Below are 19,311 nucleotides of genomic sequence, written 5' to 3'. Positions count from 1 at the left end.
TCAGTTAGGCATATGCGAATCATTTACGGATTGATTCTACTCCTGTTTTTATTGACTAAACCCTTCGCTCAGGCACAGAATGGCATTGTGGTTTTCCAGTCTGATTTTGGCTTGAAAGACGGAGCCGTGGCGGCCATGAAAGGGGTGGCATTAGACGTATCACCCAACCTCAAACTATTCGATCTGACTCACGAAATTCCGGCTTATAACATCTGGGAAGCAGCGTACCGACTTTACCAAACGGTTCCGTATTATCCGAAAGGCACGGTGTTTGTCTCGGTCTGCGATCCGGGCGTAGGTACCGAACGGCATTCGGTAGTACTGCTCACAAAATCAGGTCATTACGTCGTAACACCTGACAATGGTACCTTAACTTTACTGGCCGAACACCTTGGCATTAGCGAGATTCGGCAAATCAATGAGGCCATCAATCGGCGGAAAAATTCGAATGAATCTTACACCTTTCATGGACGCGATGTGTATGCGTATACGGCAGCTCGCCTGGCTTCGCATACAATTCGTTTTGAGCAGGTCGGTCAGAAATTACCTAATGAAGTCGTTCGGTTACCGTACCAGAAAGCTGAATCCACCAAAGGTGTCGTAAAGGGAAATATTCCAGTACTGGATGTTCAGTATGGCAATGTCTGGAGCAATATACCCAAAGCCATGATTGATCAATTGGGAATCAAACCCGGAGCAACGTTACGTGTTCAGATCTCGCAGAACGACAAACTCATATACGATAAAGTTGTCCGTTGGGTCAATACATTCGGCGAAGTCTCTGTGGGTGACGACGTAGCATACATCAACAGCCTGCTCAACTTTTCGGTCGCTGTTAATCAGGGCAATTTTTCAGAAAAATACAAGGTGTTCAGCGGACCAGACTGGACAATTAGCGTGAGTAAATAACTACGTTCAAGTTTAGCTTTCGTCTATTCCATCTCCGGCCAGTATCGCCAGCGTTTTCCAGGAAAAGGGATACCATCGCCCGCTAAGCGCGTCGAACACCTCAGTAGCGGCTTCACAGGCAAACAGCTTATAATCAAATTTGGGATAGTTTCTTACCAGGTAACCGGGATAGTAGTATGCTTTCTGCTGTTGACGGGCGTAGTCGATCTTCTGAAGCATCAGAAACTTCCCCAAACTTTGTTTGCGGTAGGCAGGATCATAAAAGTTCATGATACCGGCAATGCTTTGTGAGCCATTATCGAAAATCCCGGCTGCAATCAATTTAGTATTATCCCGTACTTCAACTACATACGTATCGAATGAATTATACGGGGTATCGTCCAGCAGACAGGATGCAACAGAATCAGGCGCGTCGAAGTCGATAAAATCTCTATATACCGCATACAGAGCTTCAATTTCTTTCGATAGTATAAAAGGCTTTACCTCTACCGAAAACTTACTATTGATGCTTAGCAACCGCTGCTGTTTTTTGCCATAAACAATATCCGCCAATACAATTCGAAGCCAGTGTACCGAACAAAGCTTATCATCGAATCGTACATACTGGCACGTAAAGATGTCCTGTTGCATCCGAAAATAACCCTTACTCAGGCATATGTCCAGGGCGTTTCCTCTCATCATCTGCGTGTTGTTCATGTATGGTCGAGTTGTTAATTTAAGTATCAAATCTTAAATCTCAGCTACAGGCTTACACACTTAAACACTCTGCATAGTATTTAATTTTCGATAGAATCCTTCATCCAGCGATAGTAATTCATCGTGTCGGCCTCGTTCTACAATACGCCCCTGATTCACAACCAGAATTTCGTCGGCATGTTGAATGGTGCTGAGTCGGTGGGCAATAACGAGTGTCGTCCGATTGGTCATCAAACGGGTCAGTGCTTCCTGTACTAATTTCTCTGATTCCGTATCAAGGGCGGACGTAGCTTCGTCCAGAATCAGGATGGGCGGATTTTTCAGAATGGCGCGGGCAATACTGATCCGTTGCCGTTGCCCACCGGAGAGTTTACCCCCCGGTCGCCGATCATAGTATGGTAGCCGTCTGGCTGGGCCATAATGAACTCATGTGCATTGGCAATACGAGCGGCTTCCATTACATCGGCTTCAGTAGCGGCACTACCAAAAGCAATGTTGTTGAAAATCGTGTCGTTGAACAGAATACTTTCCTGCGTAACAATGCCCATCTGCGCCCGTAAAGACGCCATTGTGCAGTCGCGGAGATCAACGCCATCAATCAAAATCCGGCCCGCTGTGGGATCATAAAAGCGCGGTATCAAATCAGCAATGGTCGACTTTCCTCCACCCGATGAGCCAACAAGCGCAATGGTTTTACCTTTGGGCAGATCAAAACTAATATCGCGTAACACGGGCGTATCAGCACTGTAGGCGAACGATACGTTTTGCACGGATATTTCATTCTGAAACGGGGGTATTGTCTGTCCGTCTGGCTTATCCTGAACATTGGGCTTCGTATCAATCAATTCAAGTACCCGTTCGCCCGAAGCCAGGCCGCGCTGCGAGCCGCTAAACGCATTGGAGATATCTTTTGCCGGACGCGTCACCTGCGAGAAAATAGCAATATAGGCAATGAACTGCGCTGCCGTCAGAGCCGATTGACCACTAAGCACCAGCGAACCTCCATAGAGCAAAATCCCCGCTACAACCGCTACCCCCATCACTTCCGAAAAGGGTGAGGCCAGCTCACGTCGATAGGCCAACGAGCGTACTGCATGCCGATAGCCTTCGTTTTCCCGTCGAAATTTATCCAGAACAAACCCTTCCGCAACGAAGCCTTTCACTACCCGCATACCGCCGAAGGTTTCGTCAAGCAGGCTCACTACGCTGCTCAGGCGCTGTTGGCCCTCCTGCGCATCACGCTTCATCCGACGAACGAGTGTTGCAATAAAACCGCCCGAAATCGGAATCACAATAATGGCAAACAGTGTCAGTTTGACCGAGATGCTCAACAGGGCAATAATGTAGCCAATAAGCAAAAACACTTCTTTGGAAGCCGCCGAGAGCGTATTGGCAATGGAATTTTCGACTTCCTGTACGTCGGTGGTTATTCGTGAAATGAGATTGCCTTTACGTTCGTTCGAGAAAAAACCGAGATGTAAATCAATGGTTCGGCTGAATACCGTCTCGCGTAGTCGGGCCACCATCCGCGCCTTAAACGACTCTAACTGCCGAACCGACAGGTATTTGAATATATTACTGAAGAGTACCGACAGCACAATGACGGTACACACAAACTGAAGCGCGCCAATTTTGCCGTAGTTCTGAAAAACCTGCGCAAAATAATAGCTGAAGACATCGGTTGGCGACGAGGTGATGGACGGAGCTGGCTGGCTCAGCAGTACCTGCATTTTTTCGGTATCGACCTGTTCGAAGAGAATACTAAGCAGCGGAATGAGAAGTGTAAAATTGAGCACACCAAACACACTGGCCACGAGCGATGTCAGAACAAACGGCACCAGAAAGCGGCTTAACGGCCTGGCAAACGAGAGTAATCTAATGTAAGTTTTCATTCGTACTGCAAAGGTAATCTGAACCGGGACTCACAGGTTTGAAATGATTTGCAGGATTTTATTTTTAACGAAAACCTGTCCGTCAGTTATTTCCGAAATTGTCCCTCATCGACCTGGCTTCCGAACGGCCAGATCTTCATACAAACGCCAGTATTCGCCTGCTACCCTCGGCCAGCTAAACGTAGCCGCTCGTTTTTTCAGGCGCTCTTCCCGAAGTGGATTCTGGGCAAAGTCGCGCAGCCCCTCGTCAATTATTTGGGCCATGCTTTCCGGCTCGAAATCCTTGAAGTAATACGCTTCTTTTCCACCTATCTCGGGTAAACTGGTCAGGTTAGAAATGAAAACAGGCTTACCGAAGGCCATAGCCTCGACAACGGGCAAGCCAAATCCTTCGGATAATGACGGGAACAAAAATGCGGCACAGTGAGCGTAAAGCCACAATTTATCTAGCTCATCAACCGCGCCGGGCATAACCAGCCGATCAGCCACACCAATTTTTTGAGCCTGCTCGCGAATGTGTTGTGCGTAGGGATGCCCATCCGGCCCGGCCAGTACCAGTTGATAGTCAGGGAAAGCCTCCAGCATGGGCAACAGGGCATGTACGTTCTTTTTTGGATGGATAACGCCCACGAAAAGAAAAAATGGCGAAAGTCCCAGAGGCTGCAAGCGTGAGTTGTTCGGCTCCTGGGGAGTTTTGGCGGGATCGACGGCAACGCCGTTGGAGATAATGTGGACGGGACTGGAAGCCAGAAGATGTAGCTTAGACGTCAGCACCGACGCTGTATAGTTGGAAATAGCAGTTACGGCTGCCGCCCGATCAACACGGCTTTGTAGTCGAGCCAGTTTTCGGGCTTTCGCACTGGCCGAATAATCCGGACGTTCCAGAAAATTCAGATCATGAACCGTTACAATTACGTTCGATTGCTTTGGCAGATAGACCGAATCCTGGTGCAGACAGTGGCAGACATCATACCGACCTTTAATCCAGAGTTTCCGTAGCCAGGAAGATTTAACGTACTGAACATCAGGCCCGAAAACGCCGACCTTATCCTCTGGCACCAGAAATGTCAGATGCCAGGGCTCACCATTACGGCCAGCGGGGCGCTGTCGAACCAGTTCATGACCCAAATGCAAACACACTTGCCCTAAACCACTATTCAGATCTCGTAAACGTTCAGCGTCGATAAAGAGTGAGGGCATCCGGTTTTTTAATTTTGACAAATTTGTGAAATACTGGTAAAAACCCATGCATACGTAGCAAAGTACGGTTATATAAAATAGCTTTTTGCATATTTCGCCGTTTACGCATTCGGAGCATTTACTACCATCCGCGAATCACCATTCAACCCTATCTTTGCAGCATGACTTTACAGAATGATTTGCTGCTCCGTACTGCGCGGGGTGAATTGACGGAGCGTATACCCGTTTGGATGATGCGCCAGGCCGGACGCGTATTGGCAGAATACCGGGCCGTTCGCGAAAAAGCCGGAAGTTTCATTACGTTAGCGAAAACTCCTGAGCTGGCTGCCGAGGTGACCATTCAACCTGTAGACGCCTTTGGTGTCGATGCGGCTATTATTTTCTCCGATATTCTGGTTATTCCCGAAGCGATGGGATTGCCTTACGAAATGATCGAAAGCCGCGGCCCCGTTTTCCCGGAAACGGTACGTTCAAAAGCCGACCTCAAACGCCTTCGGGTGGCCGATGCTGAAAGTGATTTGGGCTACGTACTGGATGCCATCAAACTGACAAAGAAAGAGTTGGATGGCCGCGTTCCGCTGATTGGCTTTGCGGGAGCTCCCTTTACCATCTTCTGTTACATGACCGAAGGCAAAGGCTCCAAAACGTTTTCGGTGGCTAAAAAACTGCTGTATACCGATCCCGATTTTGCTCATGCGCTGCTGCAACAAATTACCGACAGCACGATTGCGTATTTGAAGGCTCAGATTCGGTCAGGTGTTAATCTGGTGCAACTTTTCGATTCATGGGCGGGCATCCTGTCGCCAGAGCAATACCGTACCTTTTCGCTGCCTTATATCAAGCAGATTTGTGATTTGATTACGGACGTCCCCATAACTGTATTTGCGAAAGGGGCTTTTTTTGCCCGCCATGAAATTGGCCAGCTGAGCTGCGACGTAGTAGGTCTGGACTGGAACATGGACCCACACGAGTCCCGCCAATTGATCCCGGACCGCGTTTTACAGGGCAATCTTGATCCATGTGTGCTGTACGCTGATTTTGCTCAGATCCGGGCGGAAGCGAAACGAATGATTAGTGCCTTTGGGCATCAACACTACATTGCGAACCTCGGCCACGGTATTTATCCGGATACAGACCCCGACAAAGCCCGGTGTTTTATCGATGCCGTAAAGGAGTTTGGAGCAGCTTGAACGCTTTTCTGGCTTCAGATACAAACACAAACTCAGGGTTCAGCCTGAGTTTGTGTTTGTATATTCTCAATACTATCCGAATAAAATATCCACTGGCAACTGGTCAATCGTAAAAAGGTTACAGCTCTGTAAACGGGCAGCTTTTCTACGGCATGCAGGTGTTCAATAGGGAGGCACTTCTACCTAAGGGCACGTCACTTAAAAAAGGTTCTCTTTAGCCTCGGCCTTTAATAAGGCTTTATCGATTGGCACAACGCCAACCGATTCGCAGACTAAGCCTCCCCCAAGATTGGATAATCCGGCAATAACAGCGGGCGGCTGACGTAGTGCCACACAACAGGCAGCAATACTGATTACCGTATCGCCAGCGCCCGATACGTCCGCTATTTTACGGACATGGGCAGGAAGTTGACTTTTTTCGCCGTTGAAATCGATAAATACACCCCGTTCTGACAACGTAATTAAAGCCCCTTTCAGATTGAGCTGTTTTTTGAGCTGGTCAACGGCAGCCTGAAATTCTTCCGTATTATCAACATCAAATTCTAGTTTCAATCCCTCACGCAGTTCTTTCAGGTTCGGCTTGAAAAGCGTGGTATTTTCATAGCAAAGAAAATTTCGTTTTTTGGGGTCAACCACCGTCGGAATACCCTTCTCATTGGCAAAATCGGTAATCTCGGTAATCGCTTCTTTGCTCAAAACACCTTTGTCATAATCTTCAAAAATTACGACATGGCAGGTCGGGATCAGCTCTTTGACTTTCGCAACCAGCTTTGCCCGTTCGTCGGACGTAATGTATTTATCCGTTTCGGTATCTATCCGGACAACCTGCTGCGTTCCAGCAATAATTCGTTCTTTAATGGTCGTAATCCGATCTTTGCTACGTATCAGTCCGTCACAGTTTAAGCCACGGTTGCAAAGCTCCTGCTCAAGTTGGTCACCTGGTGTATCAGCGCCAATAACAGAACAGATAATGGCTTCAGCACCTAACGCCTGTACGTTCAACAGTACGTTGCCCGCTCCACCCAGGCGCAATTCCCGACGATTGAATCGAACAATGGGTACAGGTGCTTCAGGAGAAATCCGCTCGACATGCCCCCAAACGTAGGAATCGAGCATTACGTCACCAACAATCAGAACGCGGAGTTTATTGAACTGATCGAATAATTCGTCAATAGACATGTCTAAGACCATTTGGTCGTGGACGGGATTCATAGGCACACGATAAGATTGAAGATGCAAAGGAACGAAATGTGGCGCCTTTTTCCGAAAACAACCGTCACGATCGAGTAAACGGACGTACTTCACCAGCTGGTCAATAACCTGAGCAACAAGTCAGGTTTTAGAAATAAACCGATTATAGGGACAACCAGCACAACAGCCAGATATGTAGCGCCACTCAGTAATGGTCTTTCCGGAAGTGGTTCGGATCGGATAACGGCGGGCCGAAAGAAAAGAAGAAACGGAATTTTCAGATAATATACCAGCGAAATCAGCGCGTTCAGCAGTCCCAGTCCAAACAACACCAGCAGCCAGCCATTCTGCGTTTGCTGATAGGCATCGTAAAGCGCAGAAAAGGAAAGAAGTTTAGCGGTAAACCCGACCGTTGGCGGTAAACCGGTCAGGGCAATCATCACTATAGTAATTGCCACCGCTAAAACTGGCTTCTGACTTCCAAGGCCCGAAAAATGCCTAATGGTCAGGTCGGTACCTGCGCTACGTGCCAATAAATCGATCAGAAAAAAGGCGGCCAGGGAAATAAACAGATACGTACCTGCATAAAACAGAACAGCCTCAAAACCAGCTTCGTTAAGTGCCACAACGCCTACCAGTAAAAAACCGGCGTGAGCGATGGTCGAATACGCTAACAGCCGTTTGGCATCTGTTTGCCGAAGCGCTGACAGATTGCCGATCAGAATACCCGCCAACGCCAAGATAGCCAAAGGTGTTTGGATGACGGTTGCTGTTACGCCCCCTGAGGATTCGAGCGGGAGAGCCGTTACGATCCGCATGAGCACGAGTACGCCAGCCGCTTTAGGCGCAACCGAGAAAAAAGCCGCCACGGGCACAGGAGCTGCTTCGTACGCATCGGGCGTCCAGACATGAAACGGGACCCCGGCCAGTTTAAACAGGAGCCCAGCCAGCGTCAGCAGAATAGCCACGGCCACTACAGCCGTATCCTGACCAGCAAGCCCTGCCCCAAAACTATCCGCCGTTAGGTCAAGCGTTCCTGTCATGCCATACAGCAATGACATGCCATACAGCATAATGGCCGAACTAATGGCGCCGAAGAGCAGGTATTTAATCCCGCCTTCCGAAGCTTTCCGGTCGGCGGTCAGGGCTGTTAACAGATAGGAGCAGATCGAAACCAGTTCAATACTCAGGTAGATACTGAGCATGTTTACCGAAATCGTCATCAGAAACAAACCCAGCGTCATGGCAACCAGTAGCGAGTACCATTCGAGCGGTAAAGCAGGGCGATCGGTCAGGTTTGGCGTAACTTTTTCCGAATAGGTCAGCATTTCGTAGAGCAGCACAAATACGGCGCTCAACGCAATGACCAACTGCATGAAAATAGCCTGATTATCAACAAACAGCAGATGAAGAAACAGAAACCCACGTACTGGTGATACCACAGCCCATGCCCCTGCTACTAGTACGATGACTGCGCTCAATCCAGCCAGAACCTGACGTGCCCGCATCCGATTACTACGTAATAGCAGCAACTCGGTCAGCAACAGAACACAGAAAAATGCCGACAGCCATGCCTCCGGCCCAAACCCCCTGAGGCTGGCAAGAATGTCGTTTAATTGATCCGAAAGAGACAAGGTTATAAAGGCGTAAGGCGCAAAGGTAATAAGGCGTAAGGTCTCCTGCATCAAACAAGACGCCTTACGCCTTTTACCCCTTACGTTCGGGTTAAATCATACCGTCCTGATTAGGATGCCCTTCGTAGCTATGCAGCTTTACGGGTGCCTGCTTTTTCCGAAGGCGAATATTCAGGAACTCGACCAGCAACGAGAAGGCGATGGCGAAATACAGATACCCTTTCGGAACAGCGCCCACTTCCTGATTGAAGATAACTACCTCCGACAAATGCGCCCCTTCCGCAACCAGCATAAAGCCAATCATGATCAGAAACGCTAAACCGAGCATTTGAATCGTCGGATGTTCGTTAACAAATTTGCCAACTGGCCCGGCAAAAAACATCATGATCAGGATCGACAGCACAACGGCAATCATCATAATCGTAACGTTCTGGGTTAACCCAATGGCTGTCAGGATGGAGTCGATTGAGAAAACGATGTTTGTAATGGCAATTTGAGTCACTACGCTCGAAATGGTGGTTTTCCCTTTGGTGCTCCCTGCGGTTTCCTCTTCGTCAACACCTTCCAGTTTATGGTGTATTTCAGAAGTAGCCTTGTAGAGCAGAAACAGTCCACCACCAAACAAAATCAGACTTTGGCCCGTAAACGCTGCCTTGAACCAGCCCGCGTCGATATGCGTGAAGGGCTTGCTCAGGGAAATAACAAACGAAATACCCATCAGCAAGGCTAACCGGAACGCCATTGCCAGAATTAAACCTATGTTTCGTGCTTTGGGCTGATCGTTGGGTGTGAGCTTATTAGCCGCAATGGAAATAAAAATGATATTGTCGATACCTAGTACAATCTCCAGGAATGTCAGCGTCAATAGACTGACAATAGACTCTGCCGTAAAAAGGTCGTTCATTGTTGAATAGAAGATCCAGCTCAAAAATACCGGCTACAAGCCGGGTCTGCAACATCTTGTTTAAGAAAGAACGACGAGCCGGATAAAAGGTTAGATCATTATTCTGTTGGTAAACGGTCTTTTCTAACAAATTTTGGCAACAATAGCCTACCCACCTGCGTATACTTTACGAAAAGCATTACTAATCCAGGGGTGCTGGGCAATGCGAATGCTATAGATTCTTTTGTGCTTTAACGATAAAGATAGCCTGCTGAAAGAGCAGCCTTTGTTCAATCTGAAACAGCTCGCCTGATCAGGGCCGTTAATTTCACAAAATCAGGATGTTTGTAGACATTTAGTAGCTTTGGCATCAACCAGTAACATATTACCCGTCAGACGAGTTATAAATTAGAGCTTTTCCTATACGTTGTGCCTTTGAGGTAACCCTGGCAAAACCAGGCGCAACACAAAACTAGATAGTTAGCCGTCAGAAAACTCACATACTGTGCCGAAACTGTTAGTACGTATTTTGCTTGGTCTGCTCGCCCTCGTCCTATTGCTGGTCGGGTTTGTGGTGTTGGTAGCCACGACGCCCTGGGGACAACAGTTTGTGACCAAGCAGGTAAATTCATACCTAGCGCAAAAACTTCAGTCGCCATTTCACATTGGCCGAATCAGCTATTCCATTCCAGACTGGATTGAACTTCAGGACGTATTTTTTCAAACGCCCAAAGGCGATACGTTGATAAACGGCGGCCGGATGCGCGTCGACCTCGATATGTGGGGCTTGCTCAACAACCGGGTGGCCCTGAATCAGATTGAATTTGAGCACATTAAGCTGAATGTTAGTCGAACCCTACCCGATACAGCCTTTAATTTTCAGTACATTCTCGATGCATTTGATACTGGGACAGCCCCGGAGCCGTCCGATACAGTATCTACACCGATGGCGATTAATCTGACTGCTATCGGCCTTAAAGACGTTCGAATCAAATACCTCGACGACGTAACGGGTGCCGATGTAAACGCCTATGTTGACAATCTCCAGGCAAAATTCAGCGAAACCGACGTCGATAAATCCAGATACCATTTGTCGAACGTAGCGGTAAATGGGCTAAACGTTTATACACGACTGTACGAAGGTTTGCCGACCCCTCCGGGTGTGCCAAGTGCACCCGGCGATACGCTCGATCTGGCGCTGGGCAAATGGCAGGTTACCAATGCCAAATGGGATGTACGCGTCGAAACATCCGATTTCCGAACACAGGGCAGTGCCGAACGGCTGGCGATGGAATCTGATTATTTTTATCTGGAAGGCGAAAAGATTGGCATTAAATCGCTCGATCTCAGCAACGCTAATGTGGCCGCTATTCTGACCAAGCCTACCAAAAAAGCGGCTGCAACCCCGCCTTCATCTGCATCGTCGGTAGCGGCTTCAGGTGCACCGGGCTGGCAGGCTAAACTCACCAATGTACGATTTGCCAATAACCACATTCGGTTCGACGATGAAACCGCTCCGCGTCAGAAACGAGGACTGGACTACGGCCACCTCAATCTAAACAATCTGGGCATCAATGGGCGTTTTCTGGTTTATCAGGATTTAGGCAGTCGCGGGCAGCGCATAAGCGGACAGCTACGTAACGGACGGTTCCGCGCTACCAGCGGGTTTGTTCTTCAGCAACTCGATGGAAATGTGCTGTATACCGACACGACTACTACGCTAACCCAGCTTTATATTCAGACACCTACGACGCTCCTGCGCGATCAGCTGATTCTGTGTTACGATTCGCTTGGGCAGCTGAGCAATCCGCGGTTTGCGAAACGGGTTGGCGTGCGGGTAAACCTTCGGCAAAGTCGCCTATCGGTAGAAGACGTGCTGCAACTAGCGCCGTTTCTGGCTGATACACCACCCTTTGCAGGTAACCGGGGGGCGTTTTCAGAGCCAATGCACAGGCTACGGGTACGCTGGCTGCGCTGAATCTGCCGCGGCTGGAGTTCGATATGCTGGGTGGAACAAGGCTTAAGGCCAGCGGACGCCTGACAAACGTAACGGACCCCGATCACCTGGGCGTGGACATGACCGTTCAGGAAGCGACGACAACCTTAGCCGACATTAATAAGCTGGCCCCAAAAGGGTCTATTCCTTCTTCAATTGCCCTGCCACCCGGTCTGAAACTAACCGGAAAGATTAAAGGTCAGCTGAACGATCTGATTCTGGATGCAAACCTAAACACCGCCTGGGGCACGGCCGGTTTTGATGGACGTCTGGCGGGCTTCGTAACGGGGAAAAATCAGACCTACAAAGGCACGCTTAATCTCAGCAATTTCGATGCGGGTAAATGGCTCAAGCAAACCGGCACAGTTGGTAAAGTGACTGGCCGAGCCACGGTAAATGGGAGAGGTATCGACGTTAAAACGCTCACGACAGATTTCGATCTGGCAATCCAGTCAGCCGAACTAAACGGTTATACGTATCGAAACCTGACCGCCGACGGCAAGCTAAGCAAAGGGAACCTGAATTTGACGGGCGCTTTAAAAGACCCCAATGCCAATCTGGCTCTGGATATTAAGGCTGGTCTTCAGGGTGAGTTTCCGACAGTAGCTGGTGAAGCCGTTATTAACGAACTGGATTTACAAAAGCTAAAACTATACAACGATCCGCTTTCGCTGAAAGGACGTATTGTCATGGATATGACTTCCACGGACCCGGCTAAACCTGTCGGTACCATTTCGGCAAGAGATGCGGTTATTACGTTGCAGGGCAAAAATTATCCGGTTGATTCGCTGTATGCGCGTCTGGCCACTGAGGGTATAACGAAAGATGTAGTGGCACAGGTACCGGGCGCCCGAATGCACCTGAATGGCCAGTTCGAATACGCGCAGCTATACGACATTATAGCCGGTGAAATCAGCCAGTACATTGCCGTGCCGGATTTGACCTATAAGAAAATTCCGCCCCCGCATGCCTTTACACTAGCGCTGAAAGCGTACCAGAATCCGTTGATTCAGGCGTTTGTACCGGATCTGACCCGAATGGATACCGTTCGGCTGAATGCGTATCTGGATAATTCGCGGGATACAACTCTCTCCGCTACCATTCGTACCGGGGTTATTGTGTACGATACCACCACCATACAGGGCGCAAGACTAGCCTTAAGGGGAATCAATAACCAGTTGAAAGTAGACGGGCGGGTGGATGGAGTTCTGTACGATGGCATGACCATTCGGCAGACTGATTTGACGGGTACGGCAGCGAATAACCAATTCCGGTTCGCGGTTGTTAATAAAGATTCCATCAATCAGGATTTGCACGGGCTGGCCGGTACGTTAAGCATTGTCGACTCCAGTTATCGATTCCAGTTTGCGCCCAATGGTCTGCTGACGAATTACCAGCGATGGCAAACCGATACCAGCGGCTTTGCGCAATATGGCAAAAGCGGAATACTTGTCAATAACCTGCATATCGAAAAGGGTGATCAGTTTCTGGAAATCAGCAATACCGAATCGTATGGAAACGCACCGATTCGGGTAACAGCCCATAAGCTCGACATAGCCAATATGGCGCGGCTGGCCAATCAGGACACAACCCTGGCAAGTGGTCAGTTAAATGGTACGGTTATCGTGCGGGATTATATGAGCACGGATAGCAAACTGGCGTTCACCGGGTCGATTTATGTAGATAGTCTGAACGTAATGAGCCAGTCGATTGGCAACTTAACGGCCCGGTTCCAGAACACGACAGACGGCCGAATCAGTATCAACACCGCACTGGTGGGCACGTATAACGATGCAACCGTTACGGGCTACTACAACCCGGAGGATGCCAAACAGGCTCTTGATCTGGCCATTAAGTTGAATCGATTGGATGCCCGAACCATCGAAGCGTTCAGCTTTGGCGAACTACGGCAGGCAAAAGGCAAATTTACCGGTGATTTTACAGTGGCGGGTGCTATCGATAACCCCAAAATGGATGGCAGCGTAGCGTTTGATTCTGTAGCCTTCAACATAAAACAGTTGAACGAAACGTATTACATCGATCAGGAAAAACTCGTCTTTGCGGAACAGACCATTACACTGGACAACTTTACGCTACGCGACACGCAGGGCCGGAATCTTAGAACCGACGGTACGGTGGTGCTGAAAAATCTGCCCAATGCCTCCTATGATTTACGCGTACGGGCCGATCATTTCCAGGTGCTGAATGCATCCCGAAAAGATAATGACTATGCATATGGCCAGGCAGCTGTCACAACTGACCTACGTATCAAGGGGGCTGGCAGCAATGCGTCTATCAATGGCAAAGTCAGGCTCGAAGATGGCAGCAAGATTTCGATTGTGCTGCCCGACGAAACGACAGACGTAAATGAAGCGAACAAGATCGTTACGTTTATTGATCACAACGATTCAATGGCCATTGCCAAATACATACGTAGCCCAAAAACGGATAGCCTCCGGACAACGCCACGGCTCGCCTTCGATCAACTGAGCAATTCAACGATTTCACTTGACCTTGAAGCCGATGAAAAATCAGAACTGACCATTGTGGTCGATGAACTGAACGGCGATTACCTGCGGGCGCGGGGTAATGCCCGGCTCAATGTGGGCATCAATGCCTCCGGGCAGATCACGGTGCTCGGTCGGTATGACGTAACGGACGGTGAGTACTCGCTGACCTATCAGGTATTAAAACGTCAGTTTAAGATTCAGAAAGGCGGGTATATCAGTTTCTCGGGCGACCCACTCCGGGCCGATATCAACATTACGGCTGTTTATCAGGTATCTACATCCCCTGCTGACCTCATCGGTAATGAATTAACGACGGTCAGTACCGCAGCTCTCAACCGCAAACTTCCTTTTAACGTTGCCCTGACAATTAGCAACAATTTAGCGGCTCCTAAACTGGATTTTGATATTCGCTTGCCCGAAGTTGAAGATCAGAGTTCAGCGTCAGCATCCAGCGAATTTGGCGCCACCATCGAGAATAAGCTCAAATCATTACGGCAGGATCAGTCACAGATCAACAAACAGGTATTCGCCCTGCTGATTCTAAACCGGTTCCTGCCGGAAAATACGTCCGATTTCTTCTCAGGGTCGAATTCCGGATTGAACTCACAGGCGGAAAGCGTAGCACGCAGCAGTGTAAGCAAACTCATATCCGATCAGTTGGGTCGCTTGGCATCCAATGTATTGAAAGGATTCGACGTCAATTTCAACCTGCTATCTGAAAACGGAATTGCAACGAACAGTGGCGGTACGGGCGCTCGTACGGATTTAAATGTCGGTCTGTCGAAAAGCTTTATGAATGGGCGGTTGACGGTTTCGGTAGGGAAAAATTTCGTTCTGGAGAATACAACAGGGCTTGCGAATCCAAACCAGGTGTTCGACAACGTATCGCTAAACTATAATCTCTCACGCGATGGCCGCTACGTATTACGCGGTTATCGACGCAATGATTATCAGGCTGTTCTGGACGGATACATTATTGAAACGGGGGTTGGTTTTGTCATTACGGTTGATTTCAACACCCTGGCCGATATTTTCCGCCGGTCGCCTGGTCCCTCGCTGAATTAATTCATTATGACGTATTTAGTAAATGTGCTTATTGATTTCAGTACCCGTGTCTGGGCTCGTCAGAAAGCGTACCCAAACACCGATAATCCTTTACTCAATACGCCCATTCCTACCCACTCTCGTTACCTTGCCCATGCTCTCTGCATTTTGCTGATAGCTTTTCTGCTCAACGGCTGTAACATCGGTAAACATTTACCAGCCAACGAGCGGCTGTACATGGGTTCTGATATCATCATGAAGGCAGACTCGACGGTACCGCAGGACGAACAGACAGCGCTTACGGAGAACCTGGAAGAGCTATCCCGCCCAAGACCCAACAAACAATTGTTTGGCTTTCCGTATAAAGTTGGCCTGTACTATCTCTTCGGAGAGCCAAAACGGAACGGGTTTCGAGCCTGGTTCCGACGTAAGTTTGGCGAGGAACCTATTTTAGCAAGTGCGAAAGCGATTTCATCGAACATTCCCATCTTTGAAGCCTCTCTTCAAAATGAAGGGTACTTTGGCTCTACCGTTACCGGATCGCTGAAGGAGAGCGGTTATAAGGCGCGGGGCGTTTTCGATGTTAACCTGAAACAACGCTTTCACCTAGATTCCATCGGGTTCGTGGTCGATTCTACACCGGTTCGGAAAGCACTTCTATTGTCGGCGAAACGTACTGTTTTCAAAAAAGGTGATCCCTACCGGTTCGATAACATCAAGATAGAGCGCGAGCGAATTAGCCAGGCTATCAAGCAACGTGGTTTTTATTATTTCCTTACCGACTACCTTGGCGTACTGGCTGATAATGACTCCGTAGCGCACAAGACCGATCTGTATTTCTATATCAAGCCCGATATGCCCGAAGCGGCCGGGGTTCCATACTCGATACGTAATGTATTCATTTACCCGAATTACAACATTTCCACGGCGCAGCAGGATACAAATCAAAGCACAGCCGTCCAGACCGAAGAACAGTTTTTAGTGGTCGACTCCACCCATCTGTTCAATCCAAAACTTTTCCGCGACATTGTGACGGTGAAGCCAGGACGACGCTATAACAGCCGGATGCAGGATTTAACCCTCTCGCGATTTATTAATGTGGGTGCGTTTAAATTTGTCAGAAACCGCTTTGAACCCTCACAACAGGGCGACTCAGCCGTACTGGATGCGCATTACTACCTAACTCCCTACCCTAAAAAGTCGGTACGTGTAGAAGTAGATGGTACGTCGCGCTCAAACAATTTTAATGGCTCTCAATTGATTCTGAGCTGGCGAAACCGGAATGCACTCCGACGAGCGGAGTTACTGACTATTAATGGTAACGCGGGCATAGAATTTCAGGTTGGGGCGGGTGATCAGGGCGTAACGAATTACCGGTTGGGGCTTGACGCTACACTCAGTTTTCCGCGGTTAGTGAGCCCCGTACGCCTGAATTATGACCAGCGGCAGGCACTTCCCAAAACCAATATCACCGCTGGATACCAGACTATTATCCGGGGAGATTTGTATCGAATCAATTCCTTTCAGACAACATTCGGGTACGCCTGGCGGCAGAGTCAGCAGCTTGAGCACGTCTTTCAGCCATTCAGCGCCAACTACGTTTACGTACCACTGAATAGTGTGGGCGACCGTGTGTATGATATTTTGCTCGACCCGGACATTCCTGAAATTATTAAGCAGCAATATCAAACTACTGTTTTCAAATCCGATCAGCTTATTTTGAGTTCGCTTTACACGCTGAACTTCAATTCATCGCCCCGTTCTTCTTCACCCAATACGTTCCGGCTAACGGCTAATGTCGAAGTGGCTGGTAACCTGGCAAGCTTACTCTTTCGCAAACAGTTAGAGACTGACCCACGAAATGGCGTTTTTGGCGTGCCTTATGCACAGTATTTCCGAATCGATGCCGATGCGCGCTTCTATCGCAAACTAAGCAAAAACATAACCTGGGCAAACCGGTTCTTTGCAGGCTTAGGGGCACCCTACGGTAATTACAAAGGCTACCAGCTACCGTTTACCAAACAGTATTTCGTGGGCGGGAGCAACAGCATTCGGGCGTTCCGACCCCGTGCTATCGGGCCCGGTCTGTTCACGCGCGACACCATTCGAAACCTGCCTTTATTTCAGGACGGCGGGGGCGATATTAAGCTGGAAGCCAATACGGAGCTACGTGTCAAGTTCACCAAATACCTGGAAGGCGCGGTGTTTGTCGATGCGGGTAACGTCTGGACGTACTATAACATTGAATCTTTCGAGGGAAACCAGGAGAATTTTACGCCCCAGTTCTACAAACAAATCGCGGTCGGTTCGGGCCTGGGCCTTCGAATTGACCTGTCGTACTTCCTGGTTCGTTTTGATCTGGCAACGCCATTACGTAAGCCTTATCAGACCAATGGCAGCGAATGGGTTATTAAGGATTTTGCCTTCGGAAGCAGCGACTGGCGAAAACAGAACCTGATCTTCAACATTGCCATCGGTTATCCGTTCTGAGTAACGCGACCAATATCAACCTGTTGTTAGGGCAACAGCCTGTAGCGCCGATCGTCTCGGTCGGTACTACAAAGCCTTATCAATTCATTAGCCATTCAGCACGAACTTAATCCTGTACCAAGACCGGCTGAAGTACACGCCATACGGTATTGGCTACAAGTTTATGGCCTGCGGGTGTCGGATGAATACCGTCTGGCTGGTTCAGTTTGGGAACCCCACCCACACCTTCGAGCAGGAACGGAATCAGGATTGCTTTATTCTTATCGGCTAACTCCTTAAATAACCCGCGGAACTCACGAGTGTAGCTTGTACCCATATTAGGCGGAATCTGCATACCCGCCAGAACGATAGTTGCCTGTGGACTTTTGCGACGAACGGTATCCATGATAGCCTGCAAATTTTGACGGGTTGCCGAGAGGGTAGTCCCCGAAGGCCATCGTTGCCACCCAGTTCGAGTACAAATACGGCTACCGGCTGACGCATAACCCAGCTGATTCGGCTTTTTCCTCCAGCTGTGGTTTCACCACTCAACCCGGCATTGACAACCTGGTAGTTTAATCCGGCTGAGTCGATCTTCTGCCCGACCAATGCCGGGAACGCCTGCGAAGGCTCAACACCGTAGCCCGCCGTCAGGCTGTTGCCATAAAAAAGCACCAGTTGTTTTTTTGAGGCTTTTGGGACTTCCGTTTCTGCAGACGCAGCCGTAGCGGAAGTTGTATCGGATTTGGAACTGGTTTTTGTATCAGATGAGCCACATCCACAAACCGTTAGGAGCAGCATTAAACCACTTATCACAGAATACGGTGTTTGCGCAAGTTGAGAGAACTTCATAAAGATTGAAGCGGTTAGTTCATGTAAACGTAGCATAAAGCAAATCAGGCGTTTCGCCGACGCTACGTTAAAAAAGCAGTGTCAACCGTTTTTTGTTCCAATGAGTATTCTGCGCGTCGAAAATCTGACAAAAACCTATTCAAGCGGTGGGCGTGAGCTGACCGTATTGCACGGCGTTAATTTCACCCTCGAACCAGGCGATACGTTCGCCATTGTCGGACCATCGGGTAGCGGCAAAACGACCCTGCTGGGTTTGTGTGCCGGTTTAGACCGCGCATCGTCGGGGAGCGTTTATCTGAATGATGTCCGGCTGGATACGCTCAGCGAAGATCAGCGGGCGGCCCTCCGAAATCAGCATGTTGGTTTTATTTTTCAGAACTTTCAGTTGCTGCCTACCCTTACGGCTCTTGAGAACGTAATGGTGCCGCTCGAACTCCGTGGCGAAAAGGGGGCTGCCAAAACGGCGCAAGCCCTGCTCGAACGTGTGGGGCTTGGCCAGCGTGGGCACCACTACCCTACCCAACTGTCAGGCGGTGAGCAGCAGCGGGTTTCACTGGCGCGGGCCTTTGCCAACCGCCCAAAACTTTTGTTCGCCGATGAACCCACGGGTAACCTCGATGCAGAAACCAGCGCTACGGTCGTCGATTTGCTGTTTGAACTCAACCGGGAAGCCGGTACTACGCTTGTACTCGTTACGCACGATCTGGAATTAGCCTCCCGCACTCAACGCATCATACGTATCAAAGGAGGAACGGTGGTTAATGATCGAATGACTGAATTATTGAATGATTGACTATCATTCGAGCCACTTTCCCCATGCTTCTCATTCAACAATTCAGTCATTC

At 49.1% G+C, this 19,311-nt stretch carries 11 protein-coding genes and 2 pseudogenes; 6 read left to right on the top strand and 7 right to left on the bottom strand.

From position 1 onward, the window contains the following. The first annotated feature begins 12 nt into the window (after nucleotides 1-12). Nucleotides 13-909 (top strand): S-adenosyl-l-methionine hydroxide adenosyltransferase family protein, encoded by an 897-nt coding sequence (locus LN737_RS07680; protein WP_405517646.1) that lies wholly within the window; start codon nucleotides 13-15, stop codon nucleotides 907-909. A gap of 12 nt (nucleotides 910-921) precedes the next feature. On the opposite strand, the gene LN737_RS07675 is transcribed toward LN737_RS07680, so the two are convergent. The 3 genes and pseudogenes from LN737_RS07675 to LN737_RS07665 form a co-directional block, all read right to left on the bottom strand. Further along, nucleotides 922-1,587, bottom strand: a complete 666-nt coding sequence (locus LN737_RS07675; RefSeq protein WP_405520342.1) for an arginine-tRNA-protein transferase — start codon at nucleotides 1,585-1,587, stop codon at nucleotides 922-924. A 78-nt stretch (nucleotides 1,588-1,665) separates the two neighbouring features. Further along, nucleotides 1,666-3,497 (bottom strand): annotated as a pseudogene (locus tag LN737_RS07670) (ABC transporter ATP-binding protein). Nucleotides 3,498-3,602: 105 nt separating this feature from the next. After that, nucleotides 3,603-4,697, bottom strand: a complete 1,095-nt coding sequence (locus tag LN737_RS07665) for a glycosyltransferase family 1 protein (RefSeq protein ID WP_405517644.1) — start codon at nucleotides 4,695-4,697, stop codon at nucleotides 3,603-3,605. Between the two features lie 161 nt (nucleotides 4,698-4,858). Here LN737_RS07665 and hemE point away from each other — a divergent pair, with 161 nt between their 5' ends. Beyond that, nucleotides 4,859-5,887 (top strand): uroporphyrinogen decarboxylase, encoded by a 1,029-nt coding sequence (hemE, locus tag LN737_RS07660; protein WP_405517643.1) that lies wholly within the window; start codon nucleotides 4,859-4,861, stop codon nucleotides 5,885-5,887. 198 nt (nucleotides 5,888-6,085) lie between these two features. Here the strand turns inward: hemE and LN737_RS07655 are convergent, their stop codons facing one another. The 3 genes from LN737_RS07655 to LN737_RS07645 all read right to left on the bottom strand — a co-directional run bounded on the left by LN737_RS07655 (nucleotide 6,086) and on the right by LN737_RS07645 (nucleotide 9,616). Continuing rightward, entirely contained in the window at nucleotides 6,086-7,078 is a 993-nt protein-coding gene (locus LN737_RS07655) for a bifunctional heptose 7-phosphate kinase/heptose 1-phosphate adenyltransferase (RefSeq protein WP_405517641.1), read from the bottom strand. Nucleotides 7,079-7,188: 110 nt separating this feature from the next. Further along, nucleotides 7,189-8,712, bottom strand: a complete 1,524-nt coding sequence (locus LN737_RS07650; protein WP_405520340.1) for an NADH-quinone oxidoreductase subunit N — start codon at nucleotides 8,710-8,712, stop codon at nucleotides 7,189-7,191. Between the two features lie 91 nt (nucleotides 8,713-8,803). Beyond that, entirely contained in the window at nucleotides 8,804-9,616 is an 813-nt protein-coding gene (locus LN737_RS07645; protein WP_405517639.1) for a TerC family protein, read from the bottom strand. A gap of 484 nt (nucleotides 9,617-10,100) precedes the next feature. Here LN737_RS07645 and LN737_RS07640 point away from each other — a divergent pair, with 484 nt between their 5' ends. Genes LN737_RS07640 through LN737_RS07630 form a run of 3 tightly spaced genes read left to right on the top strand, consistent with a single transcriptional unit; the run spans nucleotide 10,101 to nucleotide 17,635 of the window. Then, nucleotides 10,101-11,573 (top strand): hypothetical protein, encoded by a 1,473-nt coding sequence (locus tag LN737_RS07640; protein WP_405517637.1) that lies wholly within the window; start codon nucleotides 10,101-10,103, stop codon nucleotides 11,571-11,573. Nucleotides 11,574-11,596: 23 nt separating this feature from the next. After that, the gene (locus LN737_RS07635; protein ID WP_405517635.1) at nucleotides 11,597-15,166 is read left to right on the top strand and encodes a translocation/assembly module TamB domain-containing protein; all 3,570 of its coding nucleotides are present in this window, start codon (nucleotides 11,597-11,599) and stop codon (nucleotides 15,164-15,166) included. 6 nt (nucleotides 15,167-15,172) lie between these two features. Beyond that, nucleotides 15,173-17,635, top strand: a complete 2,463-nt coding sequence (locus LN737_RS07630) for a BamA/TamA family outer membrane protein (protein WP_405517633.1) — start codon at nucleotides 15,173-15,175, stop codon at nucleotides 17,633-17,635. 106 nt (nucleotides 17,636-17,741) lie between these two features. Here the strand turns inward: LN737_RS07630 and LN737_RS07625 are convergent. Then, nucleotides 17,742-18,466: pseudogene (locus LN737_RS07625) on the bottom strand (arylesterase). A 100-nt stretch (nucleotides 18,467-18,566) separates the two neighbouring features. On the opposite strand from LN737_RS07625, the gene LN737_RS07620 reads away from it, so the two are divergent. After that, nucleotides 18,567-19,259: an ABC transporter ATP-binding protein gene (locus tag LN737_RS07620; RefSeq protein ID WP_405517631.1), complete on the top strand. Its 693-nt coding sequence runs from the start codon at nucleotides 18,567-18,569 to the stop codon at nucleotides 19,257-19,259. Nucleotides 19,260-19,311: the final 52 nt, after the last annotated feature.

This window comes from Spirosoma sp. KNUC1025 (assembly GCF_045160025.1).
In the GTDB taxonomy this organism is placed as follows: domain Bacteria; phylum Bacteroidota; class Bacteroidia; order Cytophagales; family Spirosomataceae; genus Spirosoma.
This window is presented reverse-complemented; position numbering and strand designations above follow the sequence as displayed.

Excerpts from the sequence above, each read along its gene's own strand:
- hemE (WP_405517643.1), top strand. The coding sequence starts at position 4,859 with ATGACTTTACAGAATGATTTGCTGCTCCGTACTGCGCGGGGTGAATTG.
- LN737_RS07675 (WP_405520342.1), bottom strand. The coding sequence starts at position 1,587 with ATGAGAGGAAACGCCCTGGACATATGCCTGAGTAAGGGTTATTTTCGG.
- LN737_RS07630 (WP_405517633.1), top strand. The coding sequence starts at position 15,173 with ATGACGTATTTAGTAAATGTGCTTATTGATTTCAGTACCCGTGTCTGG.
- LN737_RS07620 (WP_405517631.1), top strand. The coding sequence starts at position 18,567 with ATGAGTATTCTGCGCGTCGAAAATCTGACAAAAACCTATTCAAGCGGT.
- LN737_RS07655 (WP_405517641.1), bottom strand. The coding sequence starts at position 7,078 with ATGGTCTTAGACATGTCTATTGACGAATTATTCGATCAGTTCAATAAA.
- LN737_RS07680 (WP_405517646.1), top strand. The coding sequence starts at position 13 with ATGCGAATCATTTACGGATTGATTCTACTCCTGTTTTTATTGACTAAA.
- LN737_RS07665 (WP_405517644.1), bottom strand. The coding sequence starts at position 4,697 with ATGCCCTCACTCTTTATCGACGCTGAACGTTTACGAGATCTGAATAGT.
- LN737_RS07635 (WP_405517635.1), top strand. The coding sequence starts at position 11,597 with ATGCTGGGTGGAACAAGGCTTAAGGCCAGCGGACGCCTGACAAACGTA.
- LN737_RS07645 (WP_405517639.1), bottom strand. The coding sequence starts at position 9,616 with ATGAACGACCTTTTTACGGCAGAGTCTATTGTCAGTCTATTGACGCTG.